Annotated in this window: 17 protein-coding genes; 7 read left to right on the forward strand and 10 right to left on the reverse strand. The window is 64.2% G+C overall.

Annotation, left to right across the window (positions count from 1 at the left end):
• Positions 1 to 30 precede the first annotated feature (30 nt).
• Positions 31 to 1308, forward strand: coding sequence for an FAD/NAD(P)-binding oxidoreductase (locus DFS21_RS04685; RefSeq protein WP_111531923.1), 1278 nt, complete (start codon positions 31 to 33; stop codon positions 1306 to 1308).
• Positions 1305 to 2123, forward strand: a complete 819-nt coding sequence (locus DFS21_RS04690; RefSeq protein WP_110696891.1) for a sulfite exporter TauE/SafE family protein — start codon at positions 1305 to 1307, stop codon at positions 2121 to 2123. Before DFS21_RS04685 ends, DFS21_RS04690 begins: the two co-directional genes overlap by 4 nt.
• Here the strand turns inward: DFS21_RS04690 and DFS21_RS04695 are convergent.
• The gene (locus DFS21_RS04695) at positions 2112 to 2999 is read right to left on the reverse strand and encodes a LysR family transcriptional regulator (RefSeq protein ID WP_110696893.1); all 888 of its coding nucleotides are present in this window, start codon (positions 2997 to 2999) and stop codon (positions 2112 to 2114) included. The two genes, DFS21_RS04690 and DFS21_RS04695, sit on opposite strands and share 12 nt — an antisense overlap.
• A gap of 173 nt (positions 3000 to 3172) precedes the next feature.
• On the opposite strand from DFS21_RS04695, the gene DFS21_RS04700 reads away from it, so the two are divergent.
• Positions 3173 to 4822, forward strand: coding sequence for a GMC family oxidoreductase (locus DFS21_RS04700; RefSeq protein WP_110696895.1), 1650 nt, complete (start codon positions 3173 to 3175; stop codon positions 4820 to 4822).
• A gap of 96 nt (positions 4823 to 4918) precedes the next feature.
• Positions 4919 to 6538: an MFS transporter gene (locus DFS21_RS04705; protein ID WP_110696897.1), complete on the forward strand. Its 1620-nt coding sequence runs from the start codon at positions 4919 to 4921 to the stop codon at positions 6536 to 6538.
• 225 nt (positions 6539 to 6763) lie between these two features.
• On the opposite strand, the gene DFS21_RS04710 is transcribed toward DFS21_RS04705, so the two are convergent.
• The 4 genes from DFS21_RS04710 to glyQ form a co-directional block, all read right to left on the reverse strand.
• Complete coding sequence (locus DFS21_RS04710) at positions 6764 to 7534, reverse strand: 1-acyl-sn-glycerol-3-phosphate acyltransferase (RefSeq protein WP_102683373.1); 771 nt, start codon at positions 7532 to 7534, stop codon at positions 6764 to 6766.
• A gap of 65 nt (positions 7535 to 7599) precedes the next feature.
• Entirely contained in the window at positions 7600 to 8127 is a 528-nt protein-coding gene (gene gmhB / locus DFS21_RS04715; RefSeq protein WP_110696899.1) for a D-glycero-beta-D-manno-heptose 1,7-bisphosphate 7-phosphatase, read from the reverse strand.
• A 4-nt stretch (positions 8128 to 8131) separates the two neighbouring features.
• Entirely contained in the window at positions 8132 to 10186 is a 2055-nt protein-coding gene (gene glyS / locus DFS21_RS04720; protein ID WP_110696901.1) for a glycine--tRNA ligase subunit beta, read from the reverse strand.
• On the reverse strand, positions 10183 to 11130 hold the full coding sequence (gene glyQ / locus DFS21_RS04725; protein ID WP_023629852.1) for a glycine--tRNA ligase subunit alpha: 948 nt from the start codon (positions 11128 to 11130) through the stop codon (positions 10183 to 10185). The genes glyS and glyQ overlap by 4 nt, the downstream gene beginning before the upstream one ends.
• Before the next feature lie 83 nt (positions 11131 to 11213).
• Here glyQ and DFS21_RS04730 point away from each other — a divergent pair, with 83 nt between their 5' ends.
• Positions 11214 to 11765, forward strand: a complete 552-nt coding sequence (locus DFS21_RS04730) for a DNA-3-methyladenine glycosylase I (RefSeq protein ID WP_038707091.1) — start codon at positions 11214 to 11216, stop codon at positions 11763 to 11765.
• 41 nt (positions 11766 to 11806) lie between these two features.
• A complete protein-coding gene (locus tag DFS21_RS04735) occupies positions 11807 to 12694 on the forward strand; it encodes a lysophospholipid acyltransferase (RefSeq protein WP_023629851.1) in 888 nt (295 codons plus the stop codon).
• Positions 12695 to 12791: 97 nt separating this feature from the next.
• On the opposite strand, the gene DFS21_RS04740 is transcribed toward DFS21_RS04735, so the two are convergent.
• The 5 genes from DFS21_RS04740 to def all read right to left on the reverse strand — a co-directional run bounded on the left by DFS21_RS04740 (position 12792) and on the right by def (position 17321).
• Positions 12792 to 13106 carry a tetratricopeptide repeat protein gene (locus DFS21_RS04740; RefSeq protein WP_110696903.1) on the reverse strand — a complete coding sequence of 105 codons (315 nt, stop codon included), beginning with the start codon at positions 13104 to 13106 and terminating at the stop codon, positions 12792 to 12794.
• Positions 13107 to 13117: 11 nt separating this feature from the next.
• Positions 13118 to 14491, reverse strand: a complete 1374-nt coding sequence (gene trkA / locus DFS21_RS04745) for a Trk system potassium transporter TrkA (RefSeq protein ID WP_110696905.1) — start codon at positions 14489 to 14491, stop codon at positions 13118 to 13120.
• Between the two features lie 24 nt (positions 14492 to 14515).
• On the reverse strand, positions 14516 to 15823 hold the full coding sequence (rsmB, locus tag DFS21_RS04750; protein ID WP_111531924.1) for a 16S rRNA (cytosine(967)-C(5))-methyltransferase RsmB: 1308 nt from the start codon (positions 15821 to 15823) through the stop codon (positions 14516 to 14518).
• Positions 15820 to 16752 carry a methionyl-tRNA formyltransferase gene (fmt, locus tag DFS21_RS04755; RefSeq protein WP_102683368.1) on the reverse strand — a complete coding sequence of 311 codons (933 nt, stop codon included), beginning with the start codon at positions 16750 to 16752 and terminating at the stop codon, positions 15820 to 15822. Before fmt ends, rsmB begins: the two co-directional genes overlap by 4 nt.
• Positions 16753 to 16814: 62 nt before the next feature.
• Positions 16815 to 17321 carry a peptide deformylase gene (gene def, locus DFS21_RS04760; RefSeq protein ID WP_038707094.1) on the reverse strand — a complete coding sequence of 169 codons (507 nt, stop codon included), beginning with the start codon at positions 17319 to 17321 and terminating at the stop codon, positions 16815 to 16817.
• A 210-nt stretch (positions 17322 to 17531) separates the two neighbouring features.
• On the opposite strand from def, the gene dprA reads away from it, so the two are divergent.
• Positions 17532 to 18629 carry a DNA-processing protein DprA gene (gene dprA / locus DFS21_RS04765; RefSeq protein ID WP_110696909.1) on the forward strand — a complete coding sequence of 366 codons (1098 nt, stop codon included), beginning with the start codon at positions 17532 to 17534 and terminating at the stop codon, positions 18627 to 18629.
• Positions 18630 to 18645: the final 16 nt, after the last annotated feature.

The following is an 18645-nucleotide window of genomic DNA, read 5'->3' on the forward strand; positions in this document are numbered from 1 at the left end:
CCCATAACGAGATTTCCAAGGAACACCGCCATGCCTGCCCTGTCCCCTGCCGATTCCTCCCGTGCCGACCACCACAAGGTGGTGATCGTTGGCGCTGGTGCCGCCGGTATCGCCACCGCCTCCAGCCTGATCGCCCGTGATCCGTCGCTGGATATTGCCCTGATCGACCCCGCCGATGTGCACTACTACCAGCCAGGCTGGACCATGGTCGGTGCCGGTGTGTTCAAGGCGTCGAGTACCGCCCACACCATGGCCGCCACCCTGCCCCGCGATGTGCGCTGGATCAAGGCGCGGGTGGACGGCTTCGACCCCCAGGGCCAACTGGTGCTGCTCGAGGGTGGTCGCGCTGTCAGCTATGAACAGCTGGTGGTCTGCCCGGGTTTGAAGCTCGATTGGAATGCCATCGAAGGCTTGAGTGAGACCCTTGGGCGCAACGGTGTCACCTCCAACTACCGCTATGACCTGGCACCCTATACCTGGCAACTGGTGCAGGACCTCAAGCAGGGGCGCGCCCTCTTCACCCAGCCGCCGATGCCGATCAAGTGCGCCGGGGCGCCGCAGAAGGCGCTGTACCTGTCGTGTGACCACTGGCTGCGCAGCGGCCACCTGGGCAACGTGAGGGCCAGCTTCTTCAATGCCGGCGCGGTGCTGTTCGGTGTGCCGGACTATGTGCCGGCGCTGATGAGCTACATCGACAAGTACGGCGTCGACCTGAACTATCAGCATCGCCTGACGGCGGTGGATGGCGCGAACAAGCGTGCCACGTTCGTGCGCACCCTCCCCGACGGCAGTACCGAGACCCGCGTCGAAGCCTTCGACATGCTGCATGTGGTTCCACCTCAGGTGGCGCCTGATTTCATCCGCCAGAGCCCACTGGCTGACGCGGCGGGTTGGGTGGATGTCGATCCGCATACCTTGCGCCATCGCCAGTTTGGCAATATCCATGCTCTGGGCGACGTGGCCAACACCACCAATGCCAAGACCGCCGCTGCCGCCCGCAAGCAAGCGCCGGTGGTGGCCAACAATGTGCTGGTGGCGCTTGGCCGGCTCGCGACCCTCGCGCAATACGATGGCTACGGCTCCTGCCCGCTGACAGTGGAGCGTGGCAAGATCGTCCTGGCCGAGTTCACCTACGGCGGCAAGCTGGCACCGAGCTTCCCGCGTTGGCTGCTCGATGGCCGCAGGCCAACCCGCCTGGCTTGGCTGCTCAAGGCGCAGATCCTGCCGCCGCTGTACTGGAAAGCCATGCTCAAGGGCCGCGAGTGGCTGGCCCGGCCGCAACCCTTGGTGGTCGAGGCGCAACAGTGATCGAGCAACAACTGCTGGGCGCCGGGCTTGGCGCGATCATTGGCGCGGTGTTGGCGTTGACCGGCGCCGGTGGCGGTATCCTCGCGGTACCGCTGCTGGTGTTTGGCCTGGGGCTGAGCATGGTCGAGGCGGCCCCGATCGGCCTGCTGGCCGTGGGGTTGGCGGCGGCAGTCGGTGCAGTGCTCGGCCTGCGCCAGGGGCTGGTGCGCTACCGGGCGGCCCTGTTCATCGCGCTGATCGGGATTGCCTGCGCGCCGTTGGGCCTGATGCTCGCTCACCGTGTGCCCAACCTACCTTTGGCCTTGGTTTTCGCCGGGGTGTTGGTGTACGCCTGTTTGCGAGTCTGGCGCAAGGCAGCACGGGAGCTGCGCGGCGAGTCACCTTGCGGCGAACGGGAGATCATGCCTTGCGTGCTCAACCCGTTGCAGGGGCGCTTGCGCTGGACTCTCCCCTGCGCCCGCGCGCTGGCGTTTACCGGAATGTTGTCGGGGTTGCTGTCTGGCCTGCTGGGCGTCGGTGGCGGCTTCGTGATCATTCCGGCCTTGAACCGCTACACCAACCTGAACATGAAAAGCATCGTCGCCACTTCGCTGGCGGTGATCGCCCTGGTTTCCACCGGCAGTGTGGTCAGCGCCAGCGTGGCGGGCGTGATGCATTGGTGGGTCGGCGCACCGTTCGCCGCAGGGGCGGTGCTGGGTTTGCTGCTGGCGCGGCCATTGGCGAGCAAGCTGGCCGGTCCGCGCCTGCAGCAGCTGTTCGCCATGGTGGGCTGCGGCGCCGCCGTGCTGCTCGCCGGCAAGGCACTACTCGGCTAGCAATTCTTCCTGCTGGGCGGCGCACAGCGCCAGCAGGTAATCCCACACCACCCGCAGGCGCACCGACTTGTGCAGCTCGCGGCGGGTACAGATCCAGTAGCTGCGCTGGATTGTCTCGCTGGGCAGTACGCGTACCAGCTTCGGATCGTGTCGGGCCATGTAGTTGGGCAGCACGGCGATACCCAGCCCGGCCTGGGCGGCGTGCTGCTGGGCGATCACGCTGGTGCTTCTGAACACCACGTTGGGCGCGCGGCAGAAGCTGTTGAGGAACAGCAGTTCCTGACTGAACAGCAGGTCGTCGACGTAGCCGATCCAGTTGTGCCGGGCCAGATCTTCGCGGGTGTTGAGCGACGGCGCCTGATTCAGGTAGTCCTGGCTGGCGTACAGGGCCAGACGGTAGTCGGTGAGCTTGCGGGTGATCAGCAGGTCGGCGTTGGGCCGTTCCAGGTGAATGCTGATCTCGGCTTCGCGGTTGAGGATACTCACGAACCGCGGCACCGCCACCAGTTCCACTTCAAGCCCCGGGTAGCGCTGGAACAACGCTTTCATGCGCGGGGTGAAGAACATGATGCCGATGCCTTCGGTCACCCCCAGGCGGATCTTGCCCAGTGGTGTGATGGCCTGGGTGATTTCCTCCTGCGCCAGCAAGGCGACGTTCTCCATGGCTTCGGCGTGCTTGAGCAGCGCCTGGCCGGACGGCGTGAGTTCGTAGCCCTGGGCGTGCTGGACGAACAGCGCGGTACCCAGGTGCTTTTCGATGTTCTCGATATGTCGGGCGACGGTGCTGTGGGTAGTGTTGAGGCGCTTGGCGGCGCTGAGCAGGCGGCCGCTGCGCTGCAACTCGAGGAAAAACCGCAGATCGTTCCAGTCGAACATGGGCGTCCTTGGATGTGCTGGCTGTTGAAGCCATGCGGGGCAAGCCCGCCCCCACAATCGGATAGTCGCTGTGCTAAAACGCACAACGGCTGCGCGAAATCTCGTGTTTCCTCCGCGAAATTAATCAATAAGATGGATCGGGACAAGAATAATAATCAGGCGCGAGGTTGCACATGCCATCAGCCGATCCTGTCTACGACTATGTGGTCGTGGGTGCCGGTCCCGCCGGTTGCCTGCTGGCCAATCGCTTGTCCGCCGATCCATCCTGCCGGGTGTTGCTGCTCGAGGCGGGCGGGCGTGACAACTATCCCTGGATTCATATCCCCGTCGGTTACCTTTACTGCATCGGCAATCCACGCACCGACTGGTGCATGAAGACCGAGGCCCAGCCTGGGCTGAACGGGCGTTCCCTGGGCTATCCGCGGGGCAAGGTGCTGGGTGGCTGTTCGTCCATCAACGGCATGATCTACATGCGCGGCCAGGCTGCCGACTACGACCTTTGGGCCGAGCAAGGCAACGAGGGCTGGGCATGGAAGGATGTGCTGCCTCTGTTCAAGGCCAGCGAGAGCCACCATGCCGGTGCTAGCGACAGCCATGGCGCCGACGGTGAATGGCGGGTCGAGCAGCAGCGCTACAGCTGGCCGATCCTCGATGCCTTTCGCGACGCGGCCGAACAAAGCGGCATCGCCAGGATCGACGACTTCAATACGGGCGACAACGCCGGCTGTGGATACTTTCAGGTCAACCAGCGCAATGGTGTGCGCTGGAACTCGGCCAAGGCGTTTCTCAGGCCCATCCTCAAGCGAGCAAACCTGACTGTGCTGACCGGCGTGCAGGTCGACCAGGTTGTGCTCGGTAACACACGCGCCCGGGCTGTAAGGGCACTGTGGCAAGGTGCATGGCATGAGTTCGCGGCACGCCGCGAGATTATTCTCTGCGCAGGTTCGGTCGGTTCACCCGGTATCCTGCAGCGCTCGGGGATCGGCCCACGCAAATTGCTCGAAGGATTGGGCATCGCGGTGCGCCACGACATGCCTGGCGTCGGTGGCAACCTGCAGGACCATCTGCAGCTGCGGTTGATCTACCAGATCCAGAACACGCGCACCCTCAACCAGATGGCCAACAGCCTGTGGGGCAAGCTGGGCATGGGCCTGCGCTATGCATACGACCGCAGTGGACCACTGGCCATGGCGCCGAGTCAGTTGGGCGCCTTCGCCCGTTCGAGCCCAGAGCAAGAGACCGCCAATCTTCAGTATCACGTCCAGCCCTTGTCGCTGGAGCGCTTCGGCGAGCCGCTGCACCGGTTCCCGGCCTTCACCGCGTCGGTATGCAACCTGCGCCCGGCCAGCCGGGGGCGGATCGATATCCGCTCGGCGGACATGAGCGCCGCGCCGCTGATCGACCCCAACTACCTCAGCGCCTCCGAGGACCTGCGTGTGGCTGCCGACGCCATCCGCCTTACCCGGCGCATCGTCCAGGCCCCTGCCCTGGCCGCCTTCGAACCCCGCGAGTACCTGCCAGGCCATGCCCTGCAGAGCGAAGAAGACCTGCACCAGGCCGCCGGCCAGATCGGTACCACCATCTTCCACCCGGTAGGTACCTGCCGCATGGGCAGTGGAGCGCTCGATGTTGTGGATAACCAGCTGCGCGTGCACGGCATTCCGGGCCTGCGTGTGGCGGATGCCTCGATCATGCCGCAGATAGTCTCCGGCAATACCTGTTCACCCACGTTGATGATTGCCGAAAAGGCGGCGCAACTGATCCTCAAGGGGGCCAACACTCAGACCAACCTCAGCGACAGCAACGCGATACCGACGCCCTGAACCGGGTGTGTGCAACAGCGGCAGCGCGGTCAGCGGCTGCCGGCAGTGGAACAACAAGAATAATCACTGTGGCCCCAAGGGCCGAGGACAGCAACGATGTCGGATTACATCCAGGAACAGGGCGCGGTGGCGAGCAGCCCGAGCCGCCGTGAGGAACGCAAGATCATTTTCGCGTCATCCCTCGGGACAGTGTTCGAGTGGTATGACTTCTTTCTCTATGGCGCCTTGGCGGCGGTGATCAGCAAGCAGTTCTTTGCAGGGGTCAACGACACTACCGCGTTCATCTTTGCCTTGATGGCCTTCGCCGCCGGTTTCCTGGTGCGCCCGTTCGGCGCCTTGGTGTTCGGCCGTCTGGGGGACATGATCGGGCGCAAGTACACCTTCCTGGTGACCATCGTACTGATGGGCCTCTCGACCTTCGCCGTCGGTCTGCTGCCCACCTATGCCAGCATTGGTATCGCCGCGCCGATCATCCTCGTCATACTGCGCATGCTCCAGGGCCTGGCGCTGGGCGGCGAATACGGCGGTGCGGCCACTTACGTGGCCGAACACGCTCCGCCCGGCAAGCGCGGTTTCCACACCGGCTTCATCCAGTCCACCGCCACACTCGGCCTGCTGTTGTCGCTGATCGTGGTCCTGGCCAGCCGCTACATCAGTGGTGATCAGTTCGAGACCTGGGGCTGGCGCCTGCCGTTCCTGCTGTCGATCGTGTTGCTGGCGATCTCCACCTGGATCCGCATGAGCATGCACGAGTCGCCAGCATTCGTGAAAATGAAAGCCCAGGGCAAGATCAGCAAGTCGCCGATCCGCGAATCGTTCACCTCCTGGCCGAACCTCAAGGTGGTCCTGACCGCGCTGTTCAGCATCAACGCTGGGCAAGCGGTGACCTTCTACACCGCACAGTTCTACGTGCTGTTCTTCATGACCCAGATGCTCAAGATGGACCCGGCACAGGCCAATACCCTGTTGATCATCAGCGTGGTGATCGGCGCGCCGTTCTTCGTGTTCTTCGGCTGGCTGTCGGACCGTATCGGGCGCAAGCCAATCCTCATGGTCGGGCTGTTGCTGGCCACCGTGTGCTACTTCCCGATGTTCAAGGCGCTGAGCCATTACGCCAACCCGCAGATCGACGCCGCCAGCCGGGAAGCGCCCATCGTTGTCAGCGCCAACCCGCAAGGTTGCACCTTCCAGTTCGACCCGGTGGGCAAGGCCCGTTTCGACAGCCCCTGCGACAAGGTAAAGACCTTCCTGGTCAAACAGGGCCTGCCCTACAGCTCGGTCGAGGCTGCCGGCAGCGAAGTGCAGGTGAGTATCGGCGACAAAACCATCAACGGCTTCGACGAGGCGGCCATGCGCAGCGCCATCGAAGCGGCTGGCTATCCGGCCAAGGCGGACCCGGCGCATGTGAATCAGGTGATGGTGGTGGTGTTGATCGTTGCCATGATCCTGATCGCCACCATGACCTACGGGCCACTGGCGGCGGTAATGGTCGAACTGTTCCCGACGCGAATCCGCTATACCTCGATGTCCCTGCCCTACCACATCGGCAACGGCTGGTTCGGTGGGTTCCTGCCAACGGTATCGTTCGCGTTGGTGGTGTATACCGGGGATATCTTCTATGGGCTTTGGTACCCGGTGCTGATTACTGGGGTGAGCCTGTTGGTGGGGATCTTCTGCCTGAAAGAGACCAAGGACGTGGATATCGATAAGGTCTGAGGTGGCCGGGGCTGCTTTGCAGCCCTTTCGCCGCCAAGCGGCCCCAGCCTGCGGCTTCACGGGCACAAAAAAACCGGCGTAAAAGCCGGTTTTTTTATAGCGCGAAAAAACTTATGCACGATTTTCGCAAAAACGTCATACATGGAAATAAACAGCTAATTCAATCACTTAGCTTATCTTGACGATCATCCATGCAAAACTTGCTAACAAGTTATCCACAGATCGTCAGGCTGGCTGCTGCTCCGGGTTTTCCGCCAGCGGCGGCAGCGAACCCATGGCACGCTGGGTCGCTTCGTTCCAGGCCTGGGCGCGGTCGTTCAGCTCAGCGATGGCACGTGGGCCAGTGCCCACTGCATACATCGGTTCACCGATCACCACCTCGATAGTTCCTGGGCGCTTGCCCCAGCCTTCACGCGGCCAGAACTTGCCGGCGTTGTGGGCAATCGGCAGTACCGGCAGTCCGGCGTTGACCGCCAGGGCGGTACCGCCGCGGGAAAACTTGCCGATCTGGCCATGGGGCACGCGGGTGCCTTCGGGGAAGATCAGTACCCAGGTGCCCTGCTTGAGCAGCTCGTCGCCCTGGCTGGCGACCTGGCGCAGCGCTTCCTTGGGATTCTTGCGATCAATGGCGATCGGCCGCAGCATGGCCATGGCCCAACCGAAGAACGGCACGTACAGCAGTTCGCGCTTGAGCACCTGGCTAAGCGGCGAGAAATACGCGGAGAGCAGGAAGGTTTCCCAGGTGCTCTGGTGGTTCGACAGGATCACGCAGGGTACTTTCGGCACGTTCTCGGCACCGGTGATCTTGTAGTCGATGCCCAGGACCGTGCGCACCAAAAACAACGCACAGCGACACCAGTACACGTTGATGAACTTGTAGCGCTTGGGGAACGGCAGGAAGGGCGCGACGAAGAAGCTCAGCGAGCACCACAGCAGCGAACTGGTGCCCAACAGCAGGTAAAAAAGAAAGATTCTGATCGCCTGCAGGATCGACATAGTGGCATGTACCGTTGCGGGGCGTGCCCGCCTAATGAAAAGTGCGCCGTTCCTGGCGCACTCATTTAAATAAGTTCTCTGGCGATGGCTGCCAGATCGTCGAAAATCAGTGTAGTTTGCGGGACGCCTTTTTCCAGGCTCCTCTCGCCCTTGCCGGTTTTAACCAGCACGGGTTGTGCATCGACGGCCAGGGCCGCGTCCAGGTCACCTTTGCTGTCACCGACGAACCATACGCCAGCCAGTGGCACCTGGTAGTGCTCGGCAATCGCCAGCAGCATGCCGGGCTTGGGCTTGCGGCAATCGCAGCCTGCGTCCGGGCCATGCGGGCAATGCACGATCAGGCCGACCTCGCCGCCCTGCTCGGCCACCAGGGCGCGCAGGCGCGCATGCATGGCCTCGAGGGTTTCCGGCGAATAGTAGCCGCGGGCAATGCCGGACTGGTTGGTGGCCACGGCCACCGTCCAGCCCGCCTTGCTCAACTGCGCGATAGCCTCGATCGAGCCGGGAATGGGGACCCACTCCTCCAGCGACTTGATATAGGCGTCGGAGTCGTGGTTGATCACTCCGTCTCGATCAAGAATCAGCAGTTTCAACGACTTACCCCAGCAGCGAGATATCGGCCACGCCCAGGAACAGGCCGCGCAGGCGGCTGAGCAGGGCATAACGGTTGGCGCGTACCTTGGCGTCCTCGGCGTTGACCATCACCGCCTCGAAGAAGGCGTCGACCGGGTCACGCAGGGCGGCCAGGCGGGCCAGGGCTTCGCTGTACTGGCGCGCGGCTGCCATCGGTTGCACGGCCTGGTCGGCCTGCTGGATGGCCGAGTACAGGGAGAACTCGTTGGCGTTGTCGAAGTACTTCGGCTCGACCTGGTCGGCGATGGCACCTTCGGCTTTACCCAGCAGGTTCGACACGCGCTTGTTCGCTGCCGCCAGGGCTTCGGCTTCCGGCAGTTTGCGGAAGGCCTGCACGGCCTGCACGCGCTGGTCGAAGTCCAGCGCCGAGCCCGGCTTCAGGGCACGCACCGACAGGTAGGTGGAGACGTCGATGCCTTCGTCCTCGTAGCGTGCGCGCAGACGGTCGAAGATGAACTCCAGTACCTGCTCGGACAGGCCGGCGGCCTTGACCTTGGCACCGAACTGCTTGACCGCGAACTCGACCGCGACATTCAGGTCCAGGTCGAGCTGCTTCTCGATCAGGATACGCAGCACGCCGAGGGCGGCACGGCGCAGGGCGTATGGGTCCTTGCTGCCGGTGGGCAGCATGCCGATACCGAAGATGCCGACCAGGGTGTCGAGCTTGTCGGCGATGGCCACGGCGGCACCGGTGAGGGTTTGCGGCAGCTCTGCGCCAGCGCCGCGCGGCATGTACTGCTCGTTCAGCGCGAGGGCGACGTCTTCCGGCTCGCCATCGTTGAGAGCGTAGTAGTAGCCGGCAATACCCTGCATTTCAGGGAATTCGCCGACCATTTCCGAGGCCAGGTCGCACTTCGACAGCAGGCCGGCACGACCAGCGTTGGCGGCGCTGCCACCGATGTACGGGGCAATGAAGGCGGCCAGCTTGGAGACGCGCTCGGCTTTTTCGAACACGGTACCCAGCTGAGCCTGGAACACCACGTTCTTCAGGCGCTCGTTGAAGCTTTCCAGGGGCTGCTTCTTGTCCTGCTTGAAGAAGAACTCGGCGTCGGTCAGGCGCGGGCGCACGACCTTCTCGTTGCCCTGCACGATCTGCTTGGGATCACGGCTCTCGACGTTGGCCACGGTGATGAAGCGCGGCAGCAGCTTGCCTTCGCTGTCCAGCAGGCAGAAGTACTTCTGGTTGTCCTGCATGGTGGTGATCAGCGCTTCCTGCGGCACCTCGAGGAAACGTTCCTCGAACGAGCACACCAGCGGCACCGGCCACTCGACCAGGGCGGTCACTTCGTCCAGCAGTGCTGGCGGCACGATGGCCGTGCCTTCCTGCTGCATGGCCAGCTCCGCGGTGCGCTTGCTGATCAGCTCGCGACGCTCGGCAAAGTCGGCCAGCACGTGGGCCTTGCGCAGGTCCTCGACGTAGTTGGCCGGGGTGGTGATGAGTACGTTTTCCGGGTGGTGGAAGCGGTGGCCACGGGATTCACGGCCGGCTTTCTGGGCCAGGATGGTGCAGTCGACGACCTGATCGCCCAGCAGCATCACCAGCCACTGGGTCGGGCGCACGAACTCTTCACGGCTGGCGCCCCAGTGCATGCGCTTGGGAATCGGCAGGTCGTTGAGCGAATCCTCGACGATGGTTGGCAGCAGGCTGACGGTGGCCTTGCCCGGAATGTGCTGGGAGAAGCGCAGCTTCGGGCCGCTCTGGTCGATGTCCGACAGCTCGACGCCGCACTTCTTGGCAAAGCCCAGGGCGGCCTGGGTCGGCTGGCCTTCGGCGTTGAATGCGGCCTGCACGGGCGGGCCGTCGATGTTGATGCTGCGGTCCGGCTGCTGCACATCCAGCTGGCGGATCAGCACGGCCAGGCGGCGCGGCGCGGCGTAGACCTGCTTGCCGGTGTAGTTCAGGCCGGCGGCCTGCAGGCCTTTCTCGATGCCGGCGAGGAAAGCGTCGCCCAGCGTGGCGAGGGCCTTGGGTGGCAGCTCTTCGGTGCCCAGTTCAACCAGGAAATCTTGAGCACTCATTGTGCAGCCTCCAGCTTAGCCAACACTTCGTCACGCAGTTCAGGGGTGGCCATCGGGAAGCCCAGGCGTGCGCGAGCTTGCAGATAGCTTTGCGCCACGTCCCGGGCCAGGGTACGTACGCGCAGGATGTAGCGCTGGCGCTCGGTCACCGAGATGGCGCGGCGGGCGTCCAGCAGGTTGAAGGTGTGCGAGGCCTTCAGGACCATTTCGTAGGTCGGCAGCGGCAGGTCCAGCTTGATCAGGCGGTTCGCTTCGCTTTCGTAGAAGTCGAACAGTTCGAACAGCTTCTCGACGTTGGCGTGCTCGAAGTTGTAGGTCGACTGCTCCACTTCGTTCTGGTGGAACACGTCGCCATAGGTGACCTTGCCGAACGGGCCGTCGGCCCACACCAGGTCGTAGACCGAGTCCACGCCCTGGATGTACATGGCCAGGCGCTCCAGGCCGTAGGTGATTTCACCAGTGACCGGGTAGCACTCGATACCGCCGACTTGCTGGAAGTAGGTGAACTGAGTCACCTCCATGCCATTCAGCCAGATTTCCCAGCCCAGGCCCCAGGCGCCGAGGGTTGGCGATTCCCAGTTGTCTTCGACGAAGCGAATGTCGTGAACCAGCGGGTCGATGCCGATGGCCTTCAGCGAGCCGAGGTACAGCTCCTGGAAGTTCGCCGGGTTTGGCTTGAGCACCACCTGGAACTGATAGTAGTGCTGCAGGCGGTTGGGGTTTTCGCCATACCGCCCGTCGGCAGGGCGACGGCTGGGCTGCACATAGGCGGCGTTCCAGGTCTCCGGGCCCACGGCGCGCAGGAAGGTAGCGGTGTGGAAAGTGCCGGCGCCTACTTCCATATCGTAGGGCTGAAGCACCACACAACCTTGAGCTGCCCAGTAGTTCTGCAGGGCGAGGATCAGGTCTTGGAAGGTACGCACGGCTGGCGTAGGCTGGCTCACGAAATTCACCTGTATCTGGGGATGCGGATGTAAAGAGCGGGAGTATACCCGATTCGCCTCGCCCTCTACGTTATTGGAGCCTTATGCCACGCTGCTTTTGGTGTTCCGACGATCCGTTGTACCAGGCCTATCACGACCACGAGTGGGGAACGCCGCAGCGCGACCCGGCGTTGCTCTTCGAGATGCTTTTGCTCGAAGGGTTCCAGGCGGGGTTGTCGTGGATCACGGTATTGAAGAAACGCGAGCGCTATCGCGAGGTGCTGGACGGCTTCGATCCGCTGAAACTGTCGCAGCTCAGCGATGAACGCATCGAGGAGCTTATGCTGGATGCCGGCATCATCCGCAACCGCCTCAAGCTCAAGGCCGTGCGCCGCAATGCCCAGGCCTGGCTGGCTGTGGATAACCCCGCCGAGTGGCTATGGTCGTTCGTCGGCGGCGCGCCGAAGATCAACCATTTCCAGGGCCGTGGCGACGTGCCGGCGGTCACCGACGAGGCCAAGGCGATGAGCAAGGCCTTGCAGAAGGCTGGCTTCACTTTCGTCGGGCCGACCATCTGCTACGCCTTCATGCAGGCCACCGGCATGGTCATGGACCACACCACCGACTGCGATCGCTACGCCGCGCTGGTGCGCTGACGGGGTACAATGCGCGCCTTGCTGAAATAAGGAATTCGCCTGTGGAAAAGTTCAAGGGCGCCCTGATGGTCGGGGTGCTGCGCCTGTTTGCCAAGCTGCCCTGGGGCGCCGTGCAGCGCGTCGGCGCCGGTATCGGCTGGCTGATGTGGAAAATCCCCAACGGCTCGCGCAATGTCGTGCGCATCAACCTGGCCAAATGCTTCCCAGAGATGGACCCGGCCGAGCGTGAGCAACTGGTCGGTCGCGCGCTCAAGGACATCGGCAAGTCGTTCGTCGAAAGCGCCTGCGCCTGGATCTGGCCGCCGCAGCGCTCGCTCGACCTGGTCAAGGAAGTGCACGGCCTGGAAGTGCTGGAGCAGGCCCTGGCCTCGGGCAAGGGCGTGGTCGGCATCACCAGCCACCTGGGCAACTGGGAAGTGCTCAACCACTTCTATTGCAACCAGTGCAAACCGATCATCTTCTACCGCCCGCCCAAGCTGAAGGCTGTGGACGACCTGCTGCGTGAACAGCGGGTGCAGATGGGCAACCGCGTGGCGCCTTCGACCAAGGAAGGCATCCTCAGCGTGATCAAGGAAGTGCGTCGGGGTGGTCAGGTGGGGATTCCCGCCGACCCGGAGCCGGCCGAGTCGGCAGGCGTGTTCGTGCCGTTCCTGGGGACCCAGGCGCTGACCAGCAAGTTCGTGCCGAACATGCTGGCGGGTGGCAAGGCGGTGGGGGTATTCCTGCACGCCCTGCGCCTGCCCGATGGTTCGGGCTTCAAGGTGTTCCTGGAGGCCGCGCCAGAGGCCATGTACAGCACCGATGTGAATGAGTCGGCGGCGGCCATGAGCAAGGTGGTCGAGCGTTATGTGCGCGAGTACCCGAGCCAGTACATGTGGAGCATGAAGCGCTTCAAGAAGCGCCCGGCGGGCGAGGCGCGCTGGTACTAAGGCCATCGTCACACGTGGGAGCGGGCTTGCCCCGCGATGGCGTCGTCAGCGTTGACGCCATCGCGGGGCAAGCCCGCTCCCACGAGACCTCTCTGATTCAGGTGCTGGACTTGTTCAGCTTCTTCAAGAACACCGCCATCTCTTTCTCGGCCTGCTTGTCGCCATGCGCCTGCGCCGCCTCGATCCCCTCCTCCCAGGCCTTGCGCGCCCCAGCCAGGTCACCCTGCAGCTGATAGGCCTTGCCCAGCAGCTTCCACGCCGCCGAGTACTTGGGGTCCTGCTTCACGCAACTGGCCAGGTGCACCGCCGCCTCGGCGCCGTTGCCTTCATCCAGCCAGGCCTTGCCCAGGCCGAAGCGCAGCAGCGGGTTATCCACACCCTTGGCCAGCATCTTCTCCAGCGATTCACGCATGCCCTTCCCTCCTAGAAGAAACTCAAGCCCACGTGGAACAGCTTCTCCACGTCCCGAATATGCTTTTTATCCACAACGAACAGGATCACATGGTCGCCAGACTCGATCACCGTGTCGTCGTGGGCGATCATCACCTCTTCCTCGCGGATGATTGCGCCGATGGTGGTGCCCGGCGGCAGGTTGATGTCCTCAATGGCCTTGCCGACCACCTTGCTCGACTTCGAATCGCCATGGGCCACGGCTTCGATGGCCTCGGCCGCGCCGCGGCGCAGCGAATGCACGCTGACGATATCGCCACGGCGCACGTGAGCCAGCAGGGTACCGATGGTGGCCAGCTGCGGGCTGATGGCGATGTCGATGTCACCGCCCTGCACCAGGTCGACATAGGCCGGGTTGTTGATGATGGTCATTACCTTGCGTGCACCCAGGCGCTTGGCCAGCAGCGACGCCATGATGTTGGCCTCGTCGTCGTTGGTCAGGGCCAGGAAGATGTCGGCGTCGGCGATGTTCTCTTCGAGCATCAGGTCCTTGTCCGAGGCGCTGCCTTGCAGCACCACGGTGCTCTCCAGGGTGTCGGAGAGCTGGCGACAGCGGGCCGGGTTCATCTCGATGATCTTCACCTGGTAGCGGCTCTCGATGGCCTCGGCCAGGCGTTCGCCGATCTGCCCGCCACCGGCGATGACCACGCGCTTGTTGCTCTCGTCGATGCGCCGCAACTCACCCATCACCGCGCGAATGTCCTTTTTCGCGGCGATGAAGAACACTTCGTCGTCGGCTTCGATCACCGTGTCGCCCTGTGGGGTGATCGGCCGGTCGCGGCGGAAGATCGCCGCCACGCGGGTGTCGACGTTGGGCATGTGGGCGCGGATCTGGCGCAGTTGCTGACCCACCAGCGGCCCGCCGTAGTAAGCCCGGACTGCCACTAGCTGGGCCTTGCCCTCGGCGAAGTCGATCACCTGCAGGGAGCCGGGGTGTTCGATCAGGCGCTTGATGTAGTTGGTCACCACCTGCTCGGGGCTGATCAGCACATCCACCGGAATATGGTCGTTGTCGAACAGTTCTTCGCGGGTCAGGTAGGCCGACTCCCGCACCCGGGCGATCTTGGTCGGGGTGTGGAACAACGAGTACGCCACCTGGCAGGCGACCATGTTGGTCTCGTCGCTGTTGGTCACCGCCACCAGCATGTCGGCATCGTCGGCGCCGGCCTGGCGCAACACCGTCGGCAGCGAGGCGCGGCCTTGCACGGTGCGGATGTCGAGTCGGTCGCCGAGGTCGCGCAGGCGCTCGCCATCGGTATCGACCACGGTGATGTCATTGGCTTCGCTGGCCAGGTGTTCCGCCAGCGTGCCGCCCACCTGCCCTGCGCCGAGGATGATGATCTTCATCCACTACTCCCTACATTCTTGTGCTTACCGCGAGGCGGCGATCTTGATCAGCTTGGCATAGTAGAAGCCGTCGTGGCCGCCTTCCTGGGCCAGCAGCTGACGCCCGTGGGGCTGGCGCAGACCGGCTTCGGTGGCCAGGTCCAGCTCGCGGGCACCGGGGGTGCGGGCGAGGAAGGCGTCGATCACTTCGGTGTTCTCGGTCGGCAGGCTCGAGCAGGTGGCGTACAGCAGCATGCCGCCCACTTCCAGGGTCGGCCACAGGGCATCGAGCAGTTCGCCTTGCAGCGCGGCCAGGGCCGGGATGTCGTCGGCCTGGCGGGTCAGCTTGATATCCGGGTGGCGGCGGATCACGCCAGTGGCCGAGCAGGGGGCGTCGAGCAGGATGCGCTGGAAGGGTTTGCCGTCCCACCAGCTGGCGGTGTCGCGGGCGTCGCAGGCGATCAACTCGGCGTCGAGCTTGAGTCGGTCGAGGTTCTCGCGCACGCGGGTCAGGCGCTTGGCCTCGAGGTCGATGGCGACCATGTGCGCCAAGCCCGGTTCGGCTTCAAGCAGGTGGCAGGTCTTGCCGCCAGGGGCGCAACACGCATCGAGCACACGCTGGCCGGGGGCCAGTTCCAGCAGGTCGGCGGACAACTGTGCGGCTTCGTCCTGCACGCTGACCCAACCCTCGGCGAAGCCCGGCAGGCCGCGCACGTCGCAGGCTTCGGCCAGCACGATGCCGTCACGGCTGTACCGGCAGGCGCTGGCGCTGATGCCGGCCTCGTCCAGCAGCGCGAGGTAAGCGTCGCGGCTGTGATGGCGGCGGTTGATGCGCAGGATCATCGGCGGGTGGGCGTTGTTGGCGGCGCAGATGGCTTCCCACTGCTCAGGCCAGAAGGACTTGAGCGACTTCTGCAGCCAGCGCGGGTGGGCAGTGCGCACCACCGGGTCGCGCTCCATGTCAGCCAACAGCGCCTCCCCTTCACGCTGGGCGCGGCGCAGCACGGCGTTGAGCAGGCCCTTTGCCCAAGGCTTCTTCAGCTTGTCGGCACACCCGACGGTTTCTCCGATGGCGGCGTGGGCCGGGATGCGGGTGTAGAACAGCTGGTACAGGCCGACCAGCAGCAGCGCCTGCACATCGGCGTCGGCGGCCTTGAAGGGTTTCTGCAACAGCTGCGCGGCCAGCAGGTCCAGGCGCGGCTGCCAGCGGGCGGTGCCGAAGGCCAGGTCCTGGGTCAGGCCACGGTCGCGTTCTTCGACCTTGTCCAGTTGCGCCGGCAGCGAGCTGTTCAGCGAAGCCTTGCCGCTGAGCACGGCGGCAAGGGCACGGGCGGCAGCCAGGCGTGGGTTCATTGGCCGAGCACCTTGCCACTGGCGAATTTCTCGCGGCGGCTGTTGAACAGGTCGGCGAAGTTGAGTGCCTTGCCACCCGGCAATTGCAGGCGGGTCAGGCTCAGGGCCTGGTCACCGCAGGCGACCACCAGGCCATCTTTGCTAGCTGACAGGATTTCGCCGGGGGCGCCCTGGGCTGTGGACAAGTTGGCGGCCAGTACCTTCACGCTTTCGCCATCCAGAGTGCTGTGGCACACCGGCCAGGGGTTGAAGGCACGGATCAGGCGCTCAAGCTCAACGGCCGGACGGTTCCAGTCGATGCGCGCCTCGTCCTTGTTCAGCTTGTGGGCGTAAGTGGCAAGGGCGTCGTCCTGTACTTCACCTTGCAGGCTGCCATCGGCCAGGCCGGCGATGGCCTGCACCACGGCGCCCGGGCCCATGGTGGCGAGGCGGTCGTGCAGGGTACCGCCGGTGTCCTCGGCACTGATCGGGGTGACCACCTTGAGCAGCATCGGGCCGGTATCCAGGCCCGCTTCCATGCGCATCACGGTCACGCCGCTCTCGGTATCACCGGCCTCCACGGCGCGCTGGATCGGCGCGGCGCCGCGCCAGCGCGGCAGCAGCGAGGCGTGGCTGTTGATGCAGCCCAGGCGTGGGATATCCAGCACAGCTTGCGGCAGGATCAGGCCGTAGGCGACCACCACCATCAGGTCCGGCTTCAGTGCGGCGAGTTCGGCCTGGGCGTCGGCGTTGCGCAGGGTCTGCGGCTGGTACACCGGGATATCGTGGGCCACGGCCAGCGCCTTGACCGCGCTCGGCATCAGCTTCTGGCCACGCCCGGCCGGGCGGTCGGGCTGGGTGTAGACGGCCACGATCTCGTACGGGCTGTCGAGCAAAGCCTTGAGGTGTTCGGCGGCAAACTCTGGAGTGCCTGCGAAGACGATGCGCATGGAGTTCTCGCTTCTTGAAAAAGAAAAAGGCTTGCCGGAGCAAGCCTTCTGGAAGGTGGGGATCAGGCTTGCTGGCGGTGCTGCTTTTCCAGCTTCTTCTTGATCCGGTCACGTTTGAGCTGCGACAGGTAGTCGACGAACAGCTTGCCGTTGAGGTGATCGAACTCGTGCTGCACGCACACTGCCAACAGGCCCTCGCATTCCAGCTCGTACGGCTTGCCGTCGCGGTCCTGGGCCTTGACCCGGACGCGCAGCGGGCGGTCGACGTTCTCGTAGAAGCCCGGCACCGACAGGCAGCCTTCCTGGTACTGGCCCATGTCGTGGGTCAGCTCTTCGACGCTGGGGTTGATGAAGACCCGCGGTTCGCTGCGGTCTTCGCTCAGGTCCATCACCACGACTTGCTGGTGCACGTTGACCTGGGTCGCCGCCAGGCCGATGCCCGGGGCTTCGTACATGGTTTCGAACATGTCGTCGATCAGCTGGCGCAAGGCGTCGTCAAACACCGTTACCGGTTTGGCAATGGTACGCAGGCGCGGATCGGGGAATTCGAGAATGTTCAAAATGGCCATGGCGGTCAGGCAGTCACTGTGCGGTCGGTTGAAAACTGAGCACACATAATAAAGGGAAAAGGTGGACAAGGCACCTGTGAAAGCTCGGCTAGGGTCTTTATGGGCTTTATAGCTGCCATTTAATGGACAGCTTTTCAAAGTATTACCCACAAAGTTATCCACAGGCGTGTGCCACGCCGATGGCCCCCTGTCGATCAAGGAGGATCACCCATGAACACTCTCCGTTCGTCGCCTTGCTCGCCTGCCGAACTGGAGGCGCGGCTGCGTCTGCATCGCCTCCCCGACATCGGCCTGCGCCGCTTTCTTACCCTGATCGAAGCCTTTGGCAATGCCTCATCGGCACTCAGTGCGCCGGCCAGTGCCTGGCGTGCGCTGGGGTTGCCAGCCGCCAGTATCGACGCCCGTCGCAGCCCTGAGGTGCGCGACGGCGCGTTGGCTGCGATGGCCTGGTTAGAGCGTCCGGGCCAGCATTTGCTGATGTGGGACGGGCCTGGCTACCCCGCATTGCTGAGTGAAATCGACGACCCGCCACCCCTGCTGTTCGTCGCCGGTGACCCCGCTTTGCTGGAGCACCCGCAGCTGGCGATTGTGGGTAGCAGGCGTGCTTCACCACCGGCGCTGGATACCGCGGCTGCGTTCTCGCGTTGCCTGGCGCAAGCCGGATTCACCATCACCAGCGGGCTGGCGCTGGGCGTTGACGGTGCCGCTCATCGGGCCGCGCTGAAAGCCGGGGGGCAGACCATTGGGGTGCTCGGCACGGGGTTGCAAAAACTTTATCCACAGCGCCACCGTGACCTTGCCCGGGCGATGCTCGACAGTGGCAGCGCGCTGGTTTCCGAGTACCCGCTGGATGCCGGGCCGCTGGCCGGTAACTTCCCCAGGCGCAACCGCATCATCAGCGGGCTGTCGCTCGGCGTGCTGGTGGTCGAGGCGAGTATCGCCAGCGGCTCATTGATCACCGCGCGCCTTGCCGCAGAGCAAGGGCGCGAGGTGTATGCCATTCCGGGTTCGATCCACCACCCCGGCGCCAAGGGCTGCCACCAGCTGATTCGCGACGGCGCGCTGTTGGTGGAAAGCGTGGAGCAGATCCTCGACAGCCTGCGCGGTTGGCAGAACTTGCCGGGCGCGCCTGTGGGCAAAGCCGACCATCCCCTGCTCGCCTTGCTCCACGCGGCACCCCACACCAGCGAGGGCCTGGCGCACAGCAGCGGACAGCCGTTGGCCCAGGTGCTGGCCAGCCTGACCGAGTTGGAGCTCGAGGGCCGGGTCAGCAATGAAGCCGGGCGTTGGTTTGCCCGTTCCGGCTAAGTACACTGCGCACACG

Origin of the sequence: Pseudomonas sp. 2848 (assembly GCF_003253945.1) — a bacterium.
GTDB lineage: Bacteria > Pseudomonadota > Gammaproteobacteria > Pseudomonadales > Pseudomonadaceae > Aquipseudomonas.

Excerpts from the sequence above, each read along its gene's own strand:
- DFS21_RS04685 (WP_111531923.1), top strand. The coding sequence starts at position 31 with ATGCCTGCCCTGTCCCCTGCCGATTCCTCCCGTGCCGACCACCACAAG.
- DFS21_RS04695 (WP_110696893.1), bottom strand. The coding sequence starts at position 2,999 with ATGTTCGACTGGAACGATCTGCGGTTTTTCCTCGAGTTGCAGCGCAGC.
- DFS21_RS04700 (WP_110696895.1), top strand. The coding sequence starts at position 3,173 with ATGCCATCAGCCGATCCTGTCTACGACTATGTGGTCGTGGGTGCCGGT.
- DFS21_RS04705 (WP_110696897.1), top strand. The coding sequence starts at position 4,919 with ATGTCGGATTACATCCAGGAACAGGGCGCGGTGGCGAGCAGCCCGAGC.
- DFS21_RS04710 (WP_102683373.1), bottom strand. The coding sequence starts at position 7,534 with ATGTCGATCCTGCAGGCGATCAGAATCTTTCTTTTTTACCTGCTGTTG.
- glyS (WP_110696901.1), bottom strand. The coding sequence starts at position 10,186 with ATGAGTGCTCAAGATTTCCTGGTTGAACTGGGCACCGAAGAGCTGCCA.
- DFS21_RS04730 (WP_038707091.1), top strand. The coding sequence starts at position 11,214 with ATGCCACGCTGCTTTTGGTGTTCCGACGATCCGTTGTACCAGGCCTAT.
- DFS21_RS04740 (WP_110696903.1), bottom strand. The coding sequence starts at position 13,106 with ATGCGTGAATCGCTGGAGAAGATGCTGGCCAAGGGTGTGGATAACCCG.
- trkA (WP_110696905.1), bottom strand. The coding sequence starts at position 14,491 with ATGAAGATCATCATCCTCGGCGCAGGGCAGGTGGGCGGCACGCTGGCG.
- rsmB (WP_111531924.1), bottom strand. The coding sequence starts at position 15,823 with ATGAACCCACGCCTGGCTGCCGCCCGTGCCCTTGCCGCCGTGCTCAGC.
- fmt (WP_102683368.1), bottom strand. The coding sequence starts at position 16,752 with ATGCGCATCGTCTTCGCAGGCACTCCAGAGTTTGCCGCCGAACACCTC.
- def (WP_038707094.1), bottom strand. The coding sequence starts at position 17,321 with ATGGCCATTTTGAACATTCTCGAATTCCCCGATCCGCGCCTGCGTACC.
- dprA (WP_110696909.1), top strand. The coding sequence starts at position 17,532 with ATGAACACTCTCCGTTCGTCGCCTTGCTCGCCTGCCGAACTGGAGGCG.